Origin of the sequence: Clostridium magnum DSM 2767, assembly GCF_001623875.1 — a bacterium.
GTDB lineage: Bacteria > Bacillota > Clostridia > Clostridiales > Clostridiaceae > Clostridium_AM > Clostridium_AM magnum.
The window spans coordinates 68,515-85,854 of record NZ_LWAE01000007.1; the positions used below are offsets into that span (position 1 = coordinate 68,515).

The 17,340-nt window shown below is 30.7% G+C and carries 14 protein-coding genes; 12 read left to right on the forward strand and 2 right to left on the reverse strand.

What is annotated here, in order from left to right; genetic code table 11:
- Positions 1–4: 4 nt before the first annotated feature.
- The 7 genes from CLMAG_RS22680 (at position 5) to CLMAG_RS22710 (ending at position 9,651) form a co-directional block, all read left to right on the forward strand.
- Positions 5–2,083, forward strand: coding sequence for a leucine-rich repeat domain-containing protein (locus CLMAG_RS22680; protein WP_066627980.1), 2,079 nt, complete (start codon positions 5–7; stop codon positions 2,081–2,083).
- Between the two features lie 60 nt (positions 2,084–2,143).
- Entirely contained in the window at positions 2,144–4,225 is a 2,082-nt protein-coding gene (locus CLMAG_RS22685; RefSeq protein ID WP_066627982.1) for a leucine-rich repeat domain-containing protein, read from the forward strand.
- 341 nt (positions 4,226–4,566) lie between these two features.
- On the forward strand, positions 4,567–5,466 hold the full coding sequence (locus CLMAG_RS22690) for an SLAP domain-containing protein (RefSeq protein WP_066627984.1): 900 nt from the start codon (positions 4,567–4,569) through the stop codon (positions 5,464–5,466).
- Between the two features lie 250 nt (positions 5,467–5,716).
- On the forward strand, positions 5,717–7,363 hold the full coding sequence (locus CLMAG_RS22695) for a S41 family peptidase (protein ID WP_066627986.1): 1,647 nt from the start codon (positions 5,717–5,719) through the stop codon (positions 7,361–7,363).
- Between the two features lie 412 nt (positions 7,364–7,775).
- Entirely contained in the window at positions 7,776–8,573 is a 798-nt protein-coding gene (locus CLMAG_RS22700) for a M48 family metallopeptidase (RefSeq protein WP_139264114.1), read from the forward strand.
- A gap of 85 nt (positions 8,574–8,658) precedes the next feature.
- Positions 8,659–9,210, forward strand: a complete 552-nt coding sequence (locus CLMAG_RS22705; protein ID WP_066627992.1) for a manganese efflux pump MntP — start codon at positions 8,659–8,661, stop codon at positions 9,208–9,210.
- 21 nt (positions 9,211–9,231) lie between these two features.
- On the forward strand, positions 9,232–9,651 hold the full coding sequence (locus tag CLMAG_RS22710; RefSeq protein WP_066627995.1) for a Fur family transcriptional regulator: 420 nt from the start codon (positions 9,232–9,234) through the stop codon (positions 9,649–9,651).
- Between the two features lie 71 nt (positions 9,652–9,722).
- On the opposite strand, the gene CLMAG_RS22715 is transcribed toward CLMAG_RS22710, so the two are convergent.
- Entirely contained in the window at positions 9,723–10,058 is a 336-nt protein-coding gene (locus CLMAG_RS22715; protein ID WP_066627998.1) for a hypothetical protein, read from the reverse strand.
- A gap of 126 nt (positions 10,059–10,184) precedes the next feature.
- On the opposite strand from CLMAG_RS22715, the gene CLMAG_RS22720 reads away from it, so the two are divergent.
- The 4 genes from CLMAG_RS22720 to CLMAG_RS22730 all read left to right on the forward strand — a co-directional run bounded on the left by CLMAG_RS22720 (position 10,185) and on the right by CLMAG_RS22730 (position 13,548).
- Entirely contained in the window at positions 10,185–10,583 is a 399-nt protein-coding gene (locus CLMAG_RS22720) for a DUF6762 family protein (RefSeq protein WP_066628001.1), read from the forward strand.
- A 229-nt stretch (positions 10,584–10,812) separates the two neighbouring features.
- Positions 10,813–11,871 (forward strand): HD-GYP domain-containing protein, encoded by a 1,059-nt coding sequence (locus CLMAG_RS22725; protein ID WP_066628003.1) that lies wholly within the window; start codon positions 10,813–10,815, stop codon positions 11,869–11,871.
- A 382-nt stretch (positions 11,872–12,253) separates the two neighbouring features.
- Complete coding sequence (locus CLMAG_RS34480; protein WP_278331421.1) at positions 12,254–12,385, forward strand: hypothetical protein; 132 nt, start codon at positions 12,254–12,256, stop codon at positions 12,383–12,385.
- Between the two features lie 146 nt (positions 12,386–12,531).
- Positions 12,532–13,548, forward strand: a complete 1,017-nt coding sequence (locus CLMAG_RS22730) for a rhomboid family intramembrane serine protease (protein ID WP_066628005.1) — start codon at positions 12,532–12,534, stop codon at positions 13,546–13,548.
- A gap of 480 nt (positions 13,549–14,028) precedes the next feature.
- Here the strand turns inward: CLMAG_RS22730 and CLMAG_RS22735 are convergent, their stop codons facing one another.
- Complete coding sequence (locus CLMAG_RS22735; RefSeq protein ID WP_066628008.1) at positions 14,029–15,780, reverse strand: ATP-dependent metallopeptidase FtsH/Yme1/Tma family protein; 1,752 nt, start codon at positions 15,778–15,780, stop codon at positions 14,029–14,031.
- A gap of 549 nt (positions 15,781–16,329) precedes the next feature.
- On the opposite strand from CLMAG_RS22735, the gene CLMAG_RS22740 reads away from it, so the two are divergent.
- Positions 16,330–17,322 (forward strand): YkvA family protein, encoded by a 993-nt coding sequence (locus CLMAG_RS22740; RefSeq protein WP_066628010.1) that lies wholly within the window; start codon positions 16,330–16,332, stop codon positions 17,320–17,322.
- The last annotated feature ends 18 nt before the right edge of the window (positions 17,323–17,340 follow it).

Genomic DNA, 17,340 nt, shown 5'->3' on the forward strand with positions numbered 1-17,340 from the left:
GGTTATGGATAGAAAAAGAATTTGTGCAGTAATTGCTTTAACTATGATGTGTTCATCTACTTTTCCTATTTTTGTACAAAGTGTACATGCAAAAGAGGGAGAGGTTAGTATAAATAAAACCTTTGCCGCAGCTAGTAGTGAACAGGCTGAAGGTATAACATTTGATGATAAAAATTTAGAAGCGGCTGTAAGAGATAAAATAGGTAAGCCTACAGCACCGATTACTCAAAGTGATTTAAATAGTATAGTTAATTTAGACATTAGAAATAAAAGTATAACTAATCTTGAAGGTATAGGAAAGATTAGATACTTACAAACCTTAGATGCTAGTAATAATAAAATAGATGATTTATCTCCTTTAGAGGATTGTACCAGCTTAAGAAAAATATATTTTAGCGGAAATAAGATATCAGACATCTCAGCACTTAAAAAGCTAACTATTTTAGAAAAAATAAACTTTATGGATAACGAAATAGAGGATATTACTCCACTATCTAATTTGACTCATCTAATGGATGTTGATTTGAGTAAAAATAAGATAAAAAATCTGGAGCCTCTTACTCATTTAAGAGAATTAAAAATCTTGATGCTGGGAGAAAATGATATAGATGATATGAGGCATATAGCCTCTATAGAGAATCTAGAGTCCTTAACCTTGAGTAAAAATAAGATATCGGACATAAGATGGCTGCCCTTTTTATCAAATTTAACGAAGGTTTATTTAGATAGTAATAGAATTACCGATGTAACTCCTCTTGTACATATGGGTAATTTGAAACGTGTGAATTTAGATAAGAACAAGATAAAAAATATAAAGAAATTATGCGATATGGATAATCTACAGTGGATAAAATACAATGGCAAGGAATATTCAGACCCTAAAGCCTTAAAATTTGTTGTAGAGCAGGCTAATACTGTAGTTATCTTTAAAGATAAAAAGTTAGAGTCAGAGATAAGAAAGAAAATTGAAAAGCCATCAGGGGAGCTAACTAAGTCTGATGTAGAATATATTGATGATTTAAATCTATTCAATAAAAATATAACGGATCTATCAGGCATGGAAAACTTAATAGGGTTAAAATCATTAAATTTAGGCAGAAATAGTGTAACGGATTTAAGTCCCTTAAAATACTTAACAGATTTAGAAAATTTATATTTATATAAAACTAAAGTAACTAACGTGGAAGATTTAGCTGAGTTAACTAATTTAAAAAGTCTTCAAGTATCAGGTGCTAAGCTATCAGAGATTTCCCCTCTTAAGAACTTAACAAATCTTGAGAGTTTAACCCTTGATGACAATAACATACTTGATGTAGAAGATATTGGAACTTTAACTAATCTGGAAACTTTAGATTTAAGCAAAAATCATATAAAAGATATCAGTGCTCTAGCAAGTCTAACTAAAATTAAGAGTCTATCTTTAAATGATAATAATATTTCAGATATAAGTTCTGTAGCTAAGATGGCTGATCTTGAAAGACTTTCTATAAATAAAAATTCTATAACTACACTTGAGCCTCTTAAAGAACTAACAGAGCTTGTGTGGCTTACAGCTAATGAAAATAAGCTGACAAGCCTAAGTGGAATAGAAAAAAGTGAAGGACTTAAGGAAATTCATGCTGATAAAAACAAAATAAATAACGTCTATTCAGTTCAAGGACTAACAGATTTAGAGACACTGAGTTTGATGAGCAATGAGATAAGTGACATAAATCCATTAAGGGATTTAACTTTTATGAAAAACCTATATTTATATGAAAACAAGATAAGCAGCTTAGCATCTATAAAGGAAATGAAAGATATGCTCAGATTATATCTTGATAAAAATAGTATTAGTGATATAAGCCCCCTAAGTGATATGGCAGATTTGCAGACTCTTTCTCTAGGAAAAAATAATATTTCCGATATATCAGCTATTAAAGGAATGAATAATTTGGACACTTTGGACATAGGTGATAATAGTGTTTCAGATATAACCGTAGTGAAGGATTTATCTAATCTTAAAAATCTAGTGCTTACAAATAATAATATACCAAAATATATTATAAATTCATTACCTGAGGAAATAGACGTAACAGAATAGAGGATTAGGGGGCAGACCCCGAGGGTCGGGGTCTGCCCCTGATGAAAAGGAGCGATAAGTATGAATAAAAATAGAATAAAAAGTTCTCTATGCCTGGCGGGAATAATGGTTTGTGTTTATACAACTTCAGCTATGGCAAAACCTATAGAGCCGGTAAACAGTAATAAAATTTTTAACGAAGTCTTTGCTGTCACTATAATGGACGGCAATAATATACAATTTCCAGATAAAAATTTAGAGACTGCTGTAAGGGAAGCGGTAAATGTTCTTAGTGGAACACTTACAAAGGATGATTTACAGTATGTAACAAAGCTAGATTTAAGAAGTAGAAATATATCAGACATTTCTGGTTTGCAGTTTTTTATAAACCTGCAAACCCTGGATTTAAGTAACAATAATGTAATTGATTTAAGTCCATTAAAGGATTTGTCAGGGTTAAAGAAACTGAATCTATATAAAAATAAAGTATATGATGTAACTCCTCTTGAAAAAATGATCAATTTAGAAAAGCTAAATCTAAAGGATAATAAAGTGGGAAACATAGATTCTTTAGGCAAGTTAAAGGCCTTAGTTGAGTTGGATTTAACTAAAAATGAGGTTAGTAATCCTAAGGCTTTAAGTGAGTTGAAAAAATTAAAGACATTAAATTTAGAAGATAATAAAATAGATGATGCAGAGAAGTTAGAGAATATAAAGACTTTAGACACATTAATTTTAAGTAAAAATAGCATAGAGGATGGGGAACCTTTAAGTAAGCTTAAGGATCTAACTAAATTATATCTAGATGAGAACCCTATAACAGAAATAGCAGTGTTAAAGGATTTACCTAAGTTAAAGAGATTAAACTTAGATAAGGACAAGATAAGTGATATAAAGGAAATAAAAAACTTCAAAAGCTTACAGTGGCTTAGATATAAGAATAGAGAAATAATTGAGATGGCTCAATTAAATGATCTAATAGAGGATCCTAATAAGGTTGTAGTTTTTAAGGACAAGAACCTGGAGCGAGAGGTAAGGGATAAAATAGAAAAACCTACAGGAGATATAATAAAATCTGAACTAGAAGGAGTTGTAGAGTTAAATCTATGGAATAAAAATATTTCTGACCTCAGTGGTATAGAAAATCTAACAGATTTAAAGATACTTAATATCGGAAGAAATAATGTAGAAGATTTAACGGCGCTAAAGGATTTAATAAGCTTAGAGAATTTGTATATTGAAAAGACAAAGGTTACTACTTTAGACCCTATCAAAGGCTTAAGTAATTTGACTAGCATTACAGCTAGCAATACTAGCATTTCAGATCTTTCACCTCTTAAGGATTTAATTAATTTGAAAAATTTATCTTTAGGGGAAGCTGGTATAACGTCATTATCTGGAATAGAGAATTTAGTAAACTTGGAGTCTTTAGATGTAAATAAGAATAGCTTAACAAGCATAAATGAAGTGGCGGCACTAACAAATTTAACTACATTAAATATAAACGAAAATAGTATTAGTGATATAAGCCCTGTTTCTAACCTTGTAAAGCTGGAAAGAATATCTCTAAATAAAAATGGTGCTAGCAGTTTAGAGGCACTTAAAGGCTTATCAGAATTAAAGTGGATTACTGCCTGTGAAAATAGTTTGTCAAATTTAAGTGGAATTGAAAGTTCCCTAAAGCTAAAAGAACTACGACTAGACAAGAATCATATAAGTGATATAGGTGCTTTAGCTAATCTGAAAGATCTAGAAACCCTCAGTATGAGAACTAATAATATAAGCGATATTAGTTCCTTAAGTGAATTAACAGTTATGAAAAATTTATACTTATCAGAGAATAGTATAAGTGGCATAACTAGCTTAGGAGAAATGAAGGATTTAGTTAGACTATATATAGATAATAACAGTATTGGGGATATAAGTGTAGTAAGCGGCATGACCAATTTACAGACCTTATCCTTTAATAAAAATAATGTTTCAAATCTATCACCGGTTAGCGGTTTAAGTAATTTAGAAACCTTAGATGTTAGTGATAACTTTGTGACGGATATTGGACCAGCAGCTGGATTACCTAAATTAAAGGATTTAATGATTACTAATGATAAAGTTTCCGAAGATCAGATAAGCAATTTTCCTGCTAACGTTACAGTTACTAAATAGAAATGATGTAAATTCAATCAGGATGACATTTTATTTTAGTTATTTTATGCATATATATGGTTGGATTAACAAATATTAATAGTGAAAATATTAGGTTTGCTTTTATGTAAGTAATATGTTATATTAACTTAGATAAAGTGCTCTAAATTAGAGACATTAGGGTTGCTGTTTTAAATTGATGACAGTAAGAGCATTAAATATAACTATTCATATGAGAAAAAGTATAAAGGGTATATAATTTTTCAAGATATTACAAAAATTTTGATTAAATAATTGATTTTATGATATGTAATAACTATAATAGTTAATATGTGTTAGTACATAAAACTTGGAGGTATACAATGGTAAAGAAAGTACAAAACAAGGAATTAGATAAAGTTGAAAAGATAGAAGATGATAGATTAGAAGTATCTACAGTGCTTTCACTTTTAGAGCATGATGATAACGTAATGTCAGATGTTCAGAAAGAGATTTTAGAAGAAGAAATAGCAGAGCTTGAGCCTATAAAAGAGGATCAAGTAAATGTATCTGGTATTTATGCTTATAATTCAGGAGATAAAGTTGAAGTTAAGGTTTATATAAGAAATGGACTTTCAAAGGGTGTTAAACTTGAGTATGTACCTTTTGTTATAACAAATTCAAAGGGTGACACTTTAGCTTATCAGATCTTTAATTTGGAATCACTAGGTGAAATACCAGCAAGATCTGCAAGACCAGTAAAACTTTACTTTGAAAAGAAAAACGTTTATGTAGATAATATTCCAATGGATGATTGGAATGTAGGTTTTGATACAAGAATTAATGTTAAAAGAAGAGTTAGAGCAGAGTATGAGAACTTGCCTAAAGATATTGAAGTAGAAGAAAAAATTATTTTCGACAATTTCTTAAAAGAACTTCCAGAACTTAATGAAGGAGAGTTCACTGTTTCTACTTTTAGTATAGGAGTTCAAAAAAATGGAAACATACTAATTACATTAGTTATGAGAAATGGTACAAATAAACCAATTAAATTAGATAAAATACCTATGTCTGTAAAGGATGCGAACGGAACTGTAGTAAAATCAAATTTATTTGAATTAAAGGATTTTTCAGTAAGTCCATTTAGAGCTAGAGTATGTAATTTTGCATTCCCTACTGGGTTAACCTTAGAGCAAGATGTTGCTTTAGATAATTGGTCAGTTGAATTTAAGTTACAAGAAGTAGCAAAGGGACCTGAAAACACAGAGACAAGTGCTGATTAAAATAACTTAATTAATATAGAAGTAATTATTATAGAATTAAAGTAATATTTTAAATAGAAAGCATTTTAAAAAACCATGTTTTTTAAAATGCTTTTTTATTTACAATATTGTTAATTTTCTTTCCCTTAGATTTTAATGCAGTGAAAAATAAGGTATAATTCTTGTAATGAGAAATTTACGTTAGACCTTTTTTTAATGGTCCAACACTAAGTTATCAGATAATATAATATTTCTGGAGGAATAAAAGAATATGAAAAGTAAAATTCATATCACAAAAAATGAACTAAGAATAGACAGAACTTATCCTAAAAGTTATAAATCATTTAGTATATTCACTGTATTATTCTTTCTAGCATTTTTTATTAGCAGCTTTTCTTTAAATGTACAAGCGGCTGAAAGTAGTGCGCTGCTAAATGAGGCTAGAAGCATAATTAAAGAGAATTATGTGACTCCTGTTTCAGATAGTGTATTAAATGTATCTAGCATAGCAGATATGGTAAAGGGATTAAATGATCCCTATTCACAGTATTTTTCCCAAAAGGAAGGGAAAGATTTTATTAACTCTATAGATAATAAAATGTATGGAATAGGAATATACATGGAAATGGTGGAAGAGGGAGTTAAGGTTACAGAAGTAATAGAAGGCTCTCCAGCAGAGAATATAGGTATATTAAAAGGGGATATCGTAGTCTCAGCTGATGGACAATCCCTAGCTGGACTAGATTCAACAAAGGCAGCTTCCTATATCAAGGGAGAAGAAGGGACAAGTGTCACTTTAAAGGTCAAAAGAGGAGATTCCTTCCTTAATTTTAGTGTTAGAAGAAGGGCAATAAACATCCCTACAGTAACAGCAAAAATGCTAAATGGCAATACTGCATATATCGATATAACTTCCTTTGGTGAAGATACTGGAGAGTTATTTACACAAAAGCTGGAAGAGCTTAGAATGAAAAATCCTGACAACTACATCATTGATCTAAGGAATAATGGTGGAGGATACATGCTTACAGCTATGGATATAGCAGGAAACTTCATAGGAGAAAATCCTGCAATAACTATAGAAGATAGAGATGGACAAAAGACTAGGTATTTAGCTGCAGATAAAGGAAGTACCATTGATAAACCTATAATATTTTTAATTAATCAGTATACTGCAAGTGCTTCAGAAATACTATCTGCTGCAGTTAAAGATTATAAAAAGGCAATTTTCGTTGGCACAACTACTTATGGAAAAGGTGTTGCACAACAAATGTTTCCACTGTCTGATGGAAGTATTCTAAAACTAACTGTGGAAAACTTTTACTCACCTATGGGGAATACAATACAGAAAGTCGGAGTGTCTCCTGATTTTGAAGTAAAAGAGGAGAATAATGTAGATTCCTTGGCTGTTGCAGAATTATTTTCCGGGAAATCTAGGAATAATGTAGATAAAAGAGGATTTGTAAAAGTAAATGTAGGCGGCAGTGATTACGAAATAGACTTAAATTTAGCTAAAGACGAAAATCATTGGGCTGCATTTAAATATATTATAAGTAAGGCATCAAAGGATAGTGTCTATATAGGCACAGAAAATAGCTGGGTAAAGGCACCAGCAGATTATTTTGATAATACCTATAAATTCTTATATGGTAAGTATAAAAGTCTTGATACTTTAAAGGATGTGCCTGAAAATAAGATGTTTACTATAACTCTCAATAAATCTGTAAATGTAGATACTATAAAGGATAATGCAGGGATAGAAATTATAAATGCAGAAACAGGAGAGCGTGCAGCTTTTGAAGTTAAAGCGGTAGATGACAAAAAAATAAGTTTAACACCAAAAGAAAACTTAACAAAAGGACAAACTTATTATATAAAGATAAAGGATACGATTAAGCCTTTTACAGTTAAGAATTAAAGCATGATTGCAGAACTAGACTTAGTACCGGTATTTATGCACTCATATCTTATGTATTGTTAATTATTTTTTATAATTCTACAGCTCCTTATGTGTATAAAACTAAGAACTTATGCGCAGTTGCTAGCAGTTCATAAATAATCTTTTTTAGTTATTTATGAACTGCTAGCATGCACTTGAATTGCAAAGCAATTCAGCGTAACTCGCTATCGCTCAGACAATCAAAAGTTCTAAGTTTTATGCATATAATTCGCTAAGAATTATAAAAAATAATTAAATATACTGTCAGATATGAGTACATAAATACCTATAAATAAGTCCAGTTATGCAATTGCATATCTATATAGATACACAACTTTAAAAGTTGGCATGTACAGTAGCTGGAACTGAGGAAATTCAATATCTCAGTTAAGTGGATGAGTCAAATTATGAAATTGGTTATCTATATAATCTGAAAGGAGAAACTATGGACGTAGTGCACAGATATTCATCCTTCGAATATAAGATAATTAGGAAAAAAAGAAAAACTATAGGCATAAAGATAACACAGGATGGAGAAGTAATAGTAACTTCTCCTTTTAATATAAGTGAAGAAACTATACTGAATATAATTAAAAAGAAAGAAAAGTGGATAAAGAGTAAACTGCAGTTGTTTTCTGAGAAGGGAAGTTATAAAGATAGAAGTTTTAAAAGTGGCGAAAAACTTTTATATATAGGAAAAGAGTTAGAACTAGAAATCCATAATTTAAATAGTAATAAAATTGGTCTTTTAACGGATTATAGTTTGAATAATAATTTAGTTGGAATTTCAGATGAAAAAGTTCTAGTTTATGTGGATAATAATAAACTTAATAAAGAAGATATTATAAGAGAGCTTATTATAAAATTTTACAAAGTAGAAGCAGAAAAACTGCTAAGGGAGAGAACAAGTTACTATAGTAAAATAATTGGGGTAAGCCTAAATAAAGTAACTATAAAGGACCAAAAAACAATTTGGGGAAGTTGTTCATCTAAAAAGAATATTAATTACAGTTATAGGCTCATAATGGCTCCAATTGATATTATAGACTATGTAGTGGTACATGAGTTATGTCATTTAATACATATGGATCATTCTAAAGAATATTGGAGAAATGTAGAGCTAGTATTACCTGACTATAAAAAAAGAAAATTATGGCTTAAAAACTATGGCAATACCCTAAGATTATAGATTAATTCATCCATATAGACAAGGTTATGGATATAAAGTAAAATAGTATTGTTATAGTAAAAATCGATAGTAAGGAGAAGGGCGTATGAGTTTTTATTCATTATTCTTGATTGCTATAGCACTTTCTTTAGATGCTTTTGGAGTGGCTCTATGTATAGGTTTGAATAGAGCAGTGACTAGAAGTAATAAGGTGCTATGTGTGACATCCTTTGGATTTTTTCAATTTTTGTTTTCAATAATAGGAGCATATGCAGGTTTTTTATTTAATACATATATAGCTTCAGTTCCTAAGCTAATTGGGGGCGCATTGATAACAATAGTTGGAGTAATGATGTTAAAAGAAGGATTTGAAAGTAAGGATGAATGCCCGTTGATAAGGCCAGGAATGTTTATAGTTCTTGGAATTTCAGTGAGTATAGATGCTATGGTTATAGGATTTACAGCTCTTAATAATATTTCTAGTAATTTAGTTATATTAAAGAATACGATTTTTATAGGTATTATAACATTAATAATGTGTACAATAGCCTTTATGCTTGCAAAATATTTAAAGAGAATATCATTAGTAGGCAAGTATGCAGATTATATAGGAGGGGTTATATTAATTATTTTCGGTATTAAAATGATGTTTTTCTAAGAAAAATTCGGGGTGAATGTTTTGGAAATAGAACAATATTTGAGAAAGTGTGGTATAAAAGTTACCAAGGGAAGGGTTAATATATTAGATATATTATATAAAGGAAATACATCCGTAAGTGCAGAATCCATTTTTGAGGAATGCAGAAAAAGAGGAATAAATATTGATTTATCAACAGTTTATAGATCACTTGAATTGTTTGAAGGTAAGAATATTGTAAGTAAATTTGATTTAGGTCAGGGAAAATATAATTATACAATAAAAGAAGAAGATCATAAGCATGTGCTTCAATGTAAGTTATGTCATAAAGAGGTAGAAATAGATTGTCCAATGCAGCAAGTGAGGGAATTAATAAAAAACAAGACTGGTTTTGTTTTTGTAGATGAAGAATTAGATATTAAGCTAGAAGGAATTTGTGAAGACTGTGGAAAAAAAGAATAAGATCAAATTGAAAATGAAGTGAGGTTTGAACCATATGGGGTCTGAAGACACATATGATTCAAGTTCCCACTTCATTGGTATTGATTTTTCGGTGATGTTTGATCAGTATATACTTTTTTTACTTTCCATGTGCCTGCACTATTTTTTTCTAGAAATGCATTATAGGATACTTTTTTATTAGGAAGTTTTTTTTCTATTCCTTCAACTTTTACAACAGCAATGCTCCCATTTGAAAAAGATAGATTAATAGTTTCTATGTTATACATTTTATAATTATTAAATATTCCAGTTGTAAAGTATCTTTTTACAGCGTAATCCATGTTTTTGGATTTATTTGTTATATAAGTATATTTTATCAATCCACCTACTAGAATAACAGATAAAAGAATAATAAAAAATTTCTTCATAGTTTACCTCCTAAAAAATGGAAACTAACTAATAATATAATAACTAAATTTTAAAAATAAGTAAATACTAAATGTTATAAAAGCACTTAGGCTAAAGGAAATATATTAAAAGGGACGGTGTTAAATATGGATTTTTCTTCATTAGTATTAATGGAAAAAGATAAAGAGACTAATTTTATAGTGAAAGAGTTAGGAAGTTATGAAGTAGGAGAAGGCGCAGAGTACATAACTAAAATGTTTTTTGATGGCGACAAAGTAAATATATATTTTGATACAAAACAAGATGTAGAAGATTGGGAATACTCGGCTATATTTGATTTATTTAACGAGGAACAATTTATAGAGCTTGGCTATATTATAGAACAAGTAGATGATGAGTTTAATCCTACTTGGTTAGTTAAGTTTGATTTTATTGAGAAACATTCAGATATGGCGGATAAATTAAATGGATTATGTCTATTAATAAAGTCAGCTATTACTAAGGTCTTCGATGATATAAAAGGAAAACAAAAAGAATACGAATAAGGGGAAAATTGTAATTTTTGCGTTCATATTTTTAGCTCATAAAGAAGGTATTTGTCAAATATAATAGAACTTAAAGGTAAATTAAAAAAGATAATAAAATTTTCTAATAATACAGTGCTCCTCTATTTAATTCTTTTGCATAATATGGTATTATTCAAAGGTAACAATTTATTATTTAAAATATTGAAGAACAAAAGGGAAATATAGCAAACTTTATTGAGGTGGAAAGATGAGGTTAGAATTTATAAATAGGGTTCGAGAAAATGAAGTTCTCGGAAAAAGTATATTAACAAATGAAGGACATGTATTATTAAGAGCTGGGGTAAAATTAAATAATGTTTATATAAATAAGCTTAAAGATCTTGGGGTTTTATATATTTATGTAGAAGATGACCGATTAGATGATGTTCAAGTAGAGGATGAAAGACTTGCGGAGCTTAAACAGACAACTATAAAGAGTATATCTCATGTTATGAGAAATGTTCATAACTGTAATGGAAAGAAGCTTTCCGAATCTCTCGGTAGTGTAAAGGAAATGATTGACTATATAATTGACGTTGGAGACGTTAATAAAAGTCTTTATGATATAAAAACTTACGATAATTACACTTTTATTCACTCTTTAGACACATGTATTATGGCTACTTTTCTAGGTATTAATTCAAGGATAGATGAATGGGGAGTAAAAGATCTTGGTATAGGAGCTATACTTCATGATATAGGAAAAACAGATATTCCTATCACCTTATTGAATAAAGAAGGAAAACTAACTGATGAAGAATTTAATGAACTAAGAAAGCATCCAGTCTATGGTGTCAACATGCTTAAAAACAATCTTACAATACCAAGCTCCGTAATTAAAGTAGTTGAGCAGCATCATGAAAGAGTTGATGGAAGGGGATATCCTTATGGATTAACTGGAAATCAAATATCTAAACATGCTAAAATTGTTTGTATATGTGATGTGTATGATGCTGTTAGTAATGATAGGTGCTATAGAAAGAAGTTTAGTCCAAATGATGCATATGAATTAATTCTTGCAGGAAGTGGCACGTCTTTTGATGAGCAAATTGTTAAAAATTTTAAGAATACCTTTTCAATATATCCTCTAGGATGCTGTGTTAGACTTTCAAATGGAGAAGAAGGTTATGTTATAAATCAAAATGTAGGATTTCCAGATAGACCTGTTATTAGAGTGTTATATGATAAAGATACTAAAAATCCTATATCCTTTTATGAAATAGATTTGTTAAAAATCCCTAATGTTGTTATAGTCAGTGTTGTATAATATTAATAGAATGGATCACAATACTGAAGTGGTATATGAATCAGGTTGTATGCACAGCATATAATAGACTAGCTAACTAGTTTATTGCTATGGTGTGCATTTATGTTTTTAAATAAGATTTCGGACAGAAATTTAACTTATACTCCGATGTATGTTACCAAACACCAGCACTGTTAAAAACTTTTAATCAGTCTAAAGCTCAAGATTTGTGAAAAATTAAGAACCTTCGATAACTCGCTATGCTCAAACAATCTAAGGTTCTAAATTTTCCACAAATCCTTCACTAAGACTGATAAAAAAGTTTTTAAATGTGCTTCAGTTTTGGTAACATACACCTGCATATAAGTTAAATTTCAAGTCAGAAACTCTATGCAAATAAACAATGAAAAGTTCTAAGTTTTCCGCAGATAGTTCAAGAAGAATCAAAGGAAAGCAATTAAATATACTGCCAGGTATAGGTATATTAATGCTTATAATAAGCCAAGTATCCAAGTTAGAAACTATGTGTAAATAAACAATGACGCATGTAGTTCACCATCAATCAAAAAAACAGCAATTAAATATGCTATTAGATATGAGTGTATAAATATCTATAATGAGTCAAGTATTTAAGTTAGAAACTATATGTAAATAACTTATGTATATAAGGGGGAGAGGCTTATGGATACATATATTAAAACCTTAATAGAAAAATTATGTGATATGTATAGATATAGAATTATAGAACTTAAAGATATTCCTGGACTTAGTAGTAGTTGGGGAGTTGTGAAGGAAGAGGGTGACAGGGCAGAGGTTGTTTTTTTCTCTAGTTTAAATACAATGCGGGATTTGGAGATAAATAGTTTTGTAGGTTATTTACGAAATGCTTTACGGTGTGAGGATATACGTCCAGTTCAGGTTTTGATAGATGGGGATTTGAAAACTTATACTGATGAACAGGGAGGTTTACATTTAAACCACGAAATTTATCCACAGTGTGGACTAATTTTAATTAACAATGTGGATAATAAAATACTTTATTATAGTTTAGGCTTAGAGGATAAAGCTAATGAACTAGCCAATTGCATTAATCATATGAGGCACATAGAGAACCAAAGGGGAAAGACAGAGAAGGCTATTATAACATACATTTTAATTGCTGTAAATCTGGTGATATATGGACTTACTGCATATCTATCAGGCAATATAGTTGATAGTAATACAAGAGTTTTAATATTCTTAGGAGCTAAGGTAAATGAATTAATAAATGCTGGAGAGTACTATAGATTAGTTAGCTGTATGTTTTTACATGGAGGAGCAGTACATGTTGGCGTAAATATGTATTCCCTTTATGCTTTAGGTCCTTTTGTTGAAGGGATATATGGTAAGCTTAAATTCACTATTATATACTTTTTTGCGGGTATAGTTTCTTCTTTTTTTAGCTATAAGTTTTCAGCAGATATTTCTGTGGGAGCTTCGGGAGCAATATTTGGACTTCTTGGTGCAGCTTTAGTTTTTGCTATGAAGATGAAAGATAGGGTTAGAAAAGATTTTATCAGGAACATTTTATCTGTTATAGTTGTAAACTTAGTTATAGGATTTTCTATCCCCAATGTGGATAACTTTGGGCACCTTGGTGGACTTGTAGGAGGAATGATTTCTTCCTTCGTGTTGTTTAAAAAAGATCAGCAGTTTTAGGTAGGTTTTTGCATATGTTATTATGTTTGGAGTATGCTATTATAAAAAATATTAGATTTAGATGAAGTGAAAACTTGAATCAGATGGAGTTTCAAACTCCACCTGATTCTTAGTTGAACGAATCCAGGGACGTAGCCGCTCGCAACGTACACTTTGAAGAAAAGCAGAGAGCCCAAATCTCTGATTTGGTACGAATCGCTTTCACAGAGTGCGTATGGGAGTATTAGAGCGGGTAGTCATCGGATAAAAAACTAACCTGCGTGGTGGGAAGCGGCGTAGTGTGGCAGTCAGCTTTGAACAAGAGATTACAACCTCTTATACTGACGATTTTAAAAAGGCTTCATTTTTTTCAGCTTTCTAAGAAAGCATTGAAAAAAATGACGTTTTTAAAGTTGAGTCAGTATTAGAGGTTGTTCTCGAAGTGAAGGCTGACAGAACACTGCGCCGCTGCACGCCATACAGGTTTGCTTTAGCTAAGCTTTAGTTTAATAATAAATCTTCTGCATATAGTGTTTCTTTTTCTATAAGCATATTTGTTATTCTGTCTAGATTATTTTTTTCATTTAAAAGTAATTCTTTAACTTCTTCATATAAAGAGTCAATTAGAAGCTTAGATTCCTTAATAACATCATCTTGATTTACGTTTAATTGTGAAAGCTCTTCCATATTCAATAAACCTAAAGTTTCTCCCATTCCGTACTGGGTTATCATATTAAATACCATGCCTGTGATGTGTTTCAAGTCGTTATGAGCACCTGTAGTTATGCTGTTCTCACCAAATATAATTTCTTCAGCAGCTCTTCCGCCGAGAAGCACCATGATTCTTCGTCTTAAATAATCCTTTGTTTTATATAGTGTATCTTCAGGAATACTTAAAGTATATCCACCAGCACCTTTAGTAGTTGGTATAATTGTTACTTTAGATACTTTCTCATTAGGTAGAACATTTAAAGAAACAAGAGCATGTCCAGCTTCGTGATAAGCTGTTATCTTTTTATCGATACCTTTTATATGACCTCTCTCTTTCTTTTCATGGCCTGCTAAAACTATTGAGTAAGCTTTATCTAAATGAATATCATCTATAGCTTCGCTATTTTCTTTACATGCAAGTATTGCCGCTTCGTTTATTAAGCTTTCAAGTTTAGCACCTGAGAAATAAGATGTCTTTTGAGCCCATTCTTTTATATCTACAATACCCACTGGCTTATTTTTTAAGTGAAGGTTAATAATTTTTTCTCTTGCACTTACATCAGGGAGACTTACTTCTATGTGTCTATCAAATCTGCCCGGTCTTAAAAGAGCTTCATCAAGTATGTCCAGTCTATTAGTAGCTGCCATTACAACGATACCCTCTTTATCATTAAATCCTGACATTTCTGTAAGTAGTGCATTTAGAGTTTGATCTCTTTCATCTGAACCACCAGAACTTCTAGAACCATCTCTCTTTTTACCAATAGCATCAATTTCATCTATAAATATAACAGCTTTACCAGATGGATTATTTTTTGCTTTTTTAAACAATTGTCTTATACGGCTAGCACCAACCCCTACATATACCTGTATAAAATCTGAACCTGATACAGCATAGAATGGAACGCCAGCCTCACCAGCTACAGCTTTTGCAAGAAGAGTTTTTCCTGTTCCAGGATCTCCGTAAAGGATAACACCCTTAGGCATTCTTGCACCATATTGAGCATATTTTTCTGGGTTCTTTAAGAAATCAACTACGTCCTTCATGCTTTCTTTTGCTTCTTCATTTCCTGCAACATCTTTAAATTTATACTTTGAAGTTTCTACAGCAGTGGCATCCAGTGCATCTACTGAAAGCATTCTTTTAGAGGTAATATTAGAAGCTTTTATAGCTATAGCTATTAAGGTTGCAAGGGAAGCAGCTAAAACAGCTATTGCAATAATTTGATTAACATCAGAAGGCATTTCTTCAGATACAGAAACTCCATTTTTTAATAGAACTTCTTTAAAATCTGTTGTTCTAGGGTTATCTGTATCATACATAGTTCCATTAGTTAGCTTAACCCTCACTTTAGATGAAGGAGTTACATATACAGTAGACACACTTTTACTAGAAACATCATTTAAAAACAATACATAAGATTTATATCCAACAGAATTAGAACCGAAATTCAAAAATATAAGCGCCGCTATAGATAACACTGCAGTAATTATTGGTATAAGTATATATTTATTTTTTATCTTATTCTTCAAGTTTTTCATCCTCCCACTAAATTTATATTATTTTTAGGTTTTATATTTACTAATCTGTTTTCGTAAGTGTAAGTACAAGCAATACTAAGTTTTTGTATTTATCCGATGACTACCCGCTCTAATACTCCCATACGCACTCTGTGAAAGCGATTCACACAAAATCATAGATTTTGGTTCTCTGCTTTTCTTCAAGGTGTACGTTGCGAGCGGCTACGTCCCTGGATTCGTTCAACTAAGAATCAGGTGGGGTCTGAAACCCCATCTGATTCAAGTTTACACTTCATCCAGCTGAAAATTTTTCGGTCATACATATAGAATTATTGTAGATTGTCATAGAGTGATGGGTTTAATCCATATTAAGAAAAATCATGAGTTGTCTCTAAAACTTCTTTTAGACTACGATATTGATATTATAATATTTTAATCTTTAAGTCTAATGAAAATCATAAAATTTGCTAAAGTAATTTATGGCACAATTGGCTAGGAAACTAAGTGCTTATTGCAGAAATTATAATTTGTTGTATACTTTTACTATATATAGAATAAGGGGGATTTTATATGAGGGTTTCAGCGGTAAAAGCGGTTTTCACTGAAGAGGATATATTAAGCATCATACATGACTATATCCAAATAGAAGGGCTTAAGATAGATAGTATTGAAATAAGAGAGTGTATAGTGTTAAGGGGAAGTTATAAAAAGAAGATAACTATTCCTTTTGTGGTCAAAATGGGGCTCGGAAATATACATGGAAATATAGTTAATATAAAGGTATTTAGTGTAAAGGTATCTAAGATAGGAATACTTAGTGGTATTAAAAATATTACTTTGAAGAAATTACTTAGTGATTTTTCAGAATACGGGATAAAGGTAAATAAGGATACTGTGACAGTAGATCTGGAACTAGCATCTAAGCTTGTGCCATACTTTTATTTTAGATTGAGTACCATAAATATGATAGATGGTGCATTGGAAGTAGAGGCTGAGGAAATAGTTTATTCTGAAAGAAAACCGGTAGCTAATATACATAATAGAGAGAAATCATCAATGAACTTGAAAGTCGAAGATGAATATTCTAAGCTTAGGGATAAGGTTATAGATAAGGTACCAGATAAATATGATAAAGCTATTTTATATGCAATGATTTTACCTGATATAATGGCCCTTCTATGGAGATTATTTAAAGATAAAAGGGTAAAAATAAAGGTTAAAATGATGGTAGGAGGGGTAATAGCTTATCTAGCAAGCCCACTGGATTTTATTCCGGATTTTGTGCCTCTTGTTGGAAAAATTGATGATGTAGCCATAGCTTTCTTTGCACTGAATGCTATACTTAATGAAGTACCAGAAGAAATTATTTTACAAAATTGGCAAGGCAGAGAAGATATTATTTTATTGACAAGAGAAGCGGTGGGGTATATATCCCAAATGGTTGGAAGTCGAAATGTTGGTAAACTTATTTTTATTGTAAAGGATATTTTTGAAAAGCATGGGCAAAAAAGAAAGTGTGAAAGTTACGCCCAATTAGAAAAGGAAAAAGAGAAGCATATATAAATATGCATTAAGAAGGGG

Coding starts and splice junctions, on each gene's coding strand:
- CLMAG_RS22680 (WP_066627980.1), top strand. CDS start 5: ATGGATAGAAAAAGAATTTGTGCAGTAATTGCTTTAACTATGATGTGT.
- CLMAG_RS22685 (WP_066627982.1), top strand. CDS start 2,144: ATGAATAAAAATAGAATAAAAAGTTCTCTATGCCTGGCGGGAATAATG.
- CLMAG_RS22690 (WP_066627984.1), top strand. CDS start 4,567: ATGGTAAAGAAAGTACAAAACAAGGAATTAGATAAAGTTGAAAAGATA.
- CLMAG_RS22695 (WP_066627986.1), top strand. CDS start 5,717: ATGAAAAGTAAAATTCATATCACAAAAAATGAACTAAGAATAGACAGA.
- CLMAG_RS22705 (WP_066627992.1), top strand. CDS start 8,659: ATGAGTTTTTATTCATTATTCTTGATTGCTATAGCACTTTCTTTAGAT.
- CLMAG_RS22715 (WP_066627998.1), bottom strand. CDS start 10,058: ATGAAGAAATTTTTTATTATTCTTTTATCTGTTATTCTAGTAGGTGGA.
- CLMAG_RS22720 (WP_066628001.1), top strand. CDS start 10,185: ATGGATTTTTCTTCATTAGTATTAATGGAAAAAGATAAAGAGACTAAT.
- CLMAG_RS22725 (WP_066628003.1), top strand. CDS start 10,813: ATGAGGTTAGAATTTATAAATAGGGTTCGAGAAAATGAAGTTCTCGGA.
- CLMAG_RS34480 (WP_278331421.1), top strand. CDS start 12,254: ATGAAAAGTTCTAAGTTTTCCGCAGATAGTTCAAGAAGAATCAAAGGA.
- CLMAG_RS22730 (WP_066628005.1), top strand. CDS start 12,532: ATGGATACATATATTAAAACCTTAATAGAAAAATTATGTGATATGTAT.
- CLMAG_RS22735 (WP_066628008.1), bottom strand. CDS start 15,780: ATGAAAAACTTGAAGAATAAGATAAAAAATAAATATATACTTATACCA.
- CLMAG_RS22740 (WP_066628010.1), top strand. CDS start 16,330: ATGAGGGTTTCAGCGGTAAAAGCGGTTTTCACTGAAGAGGATATATTA.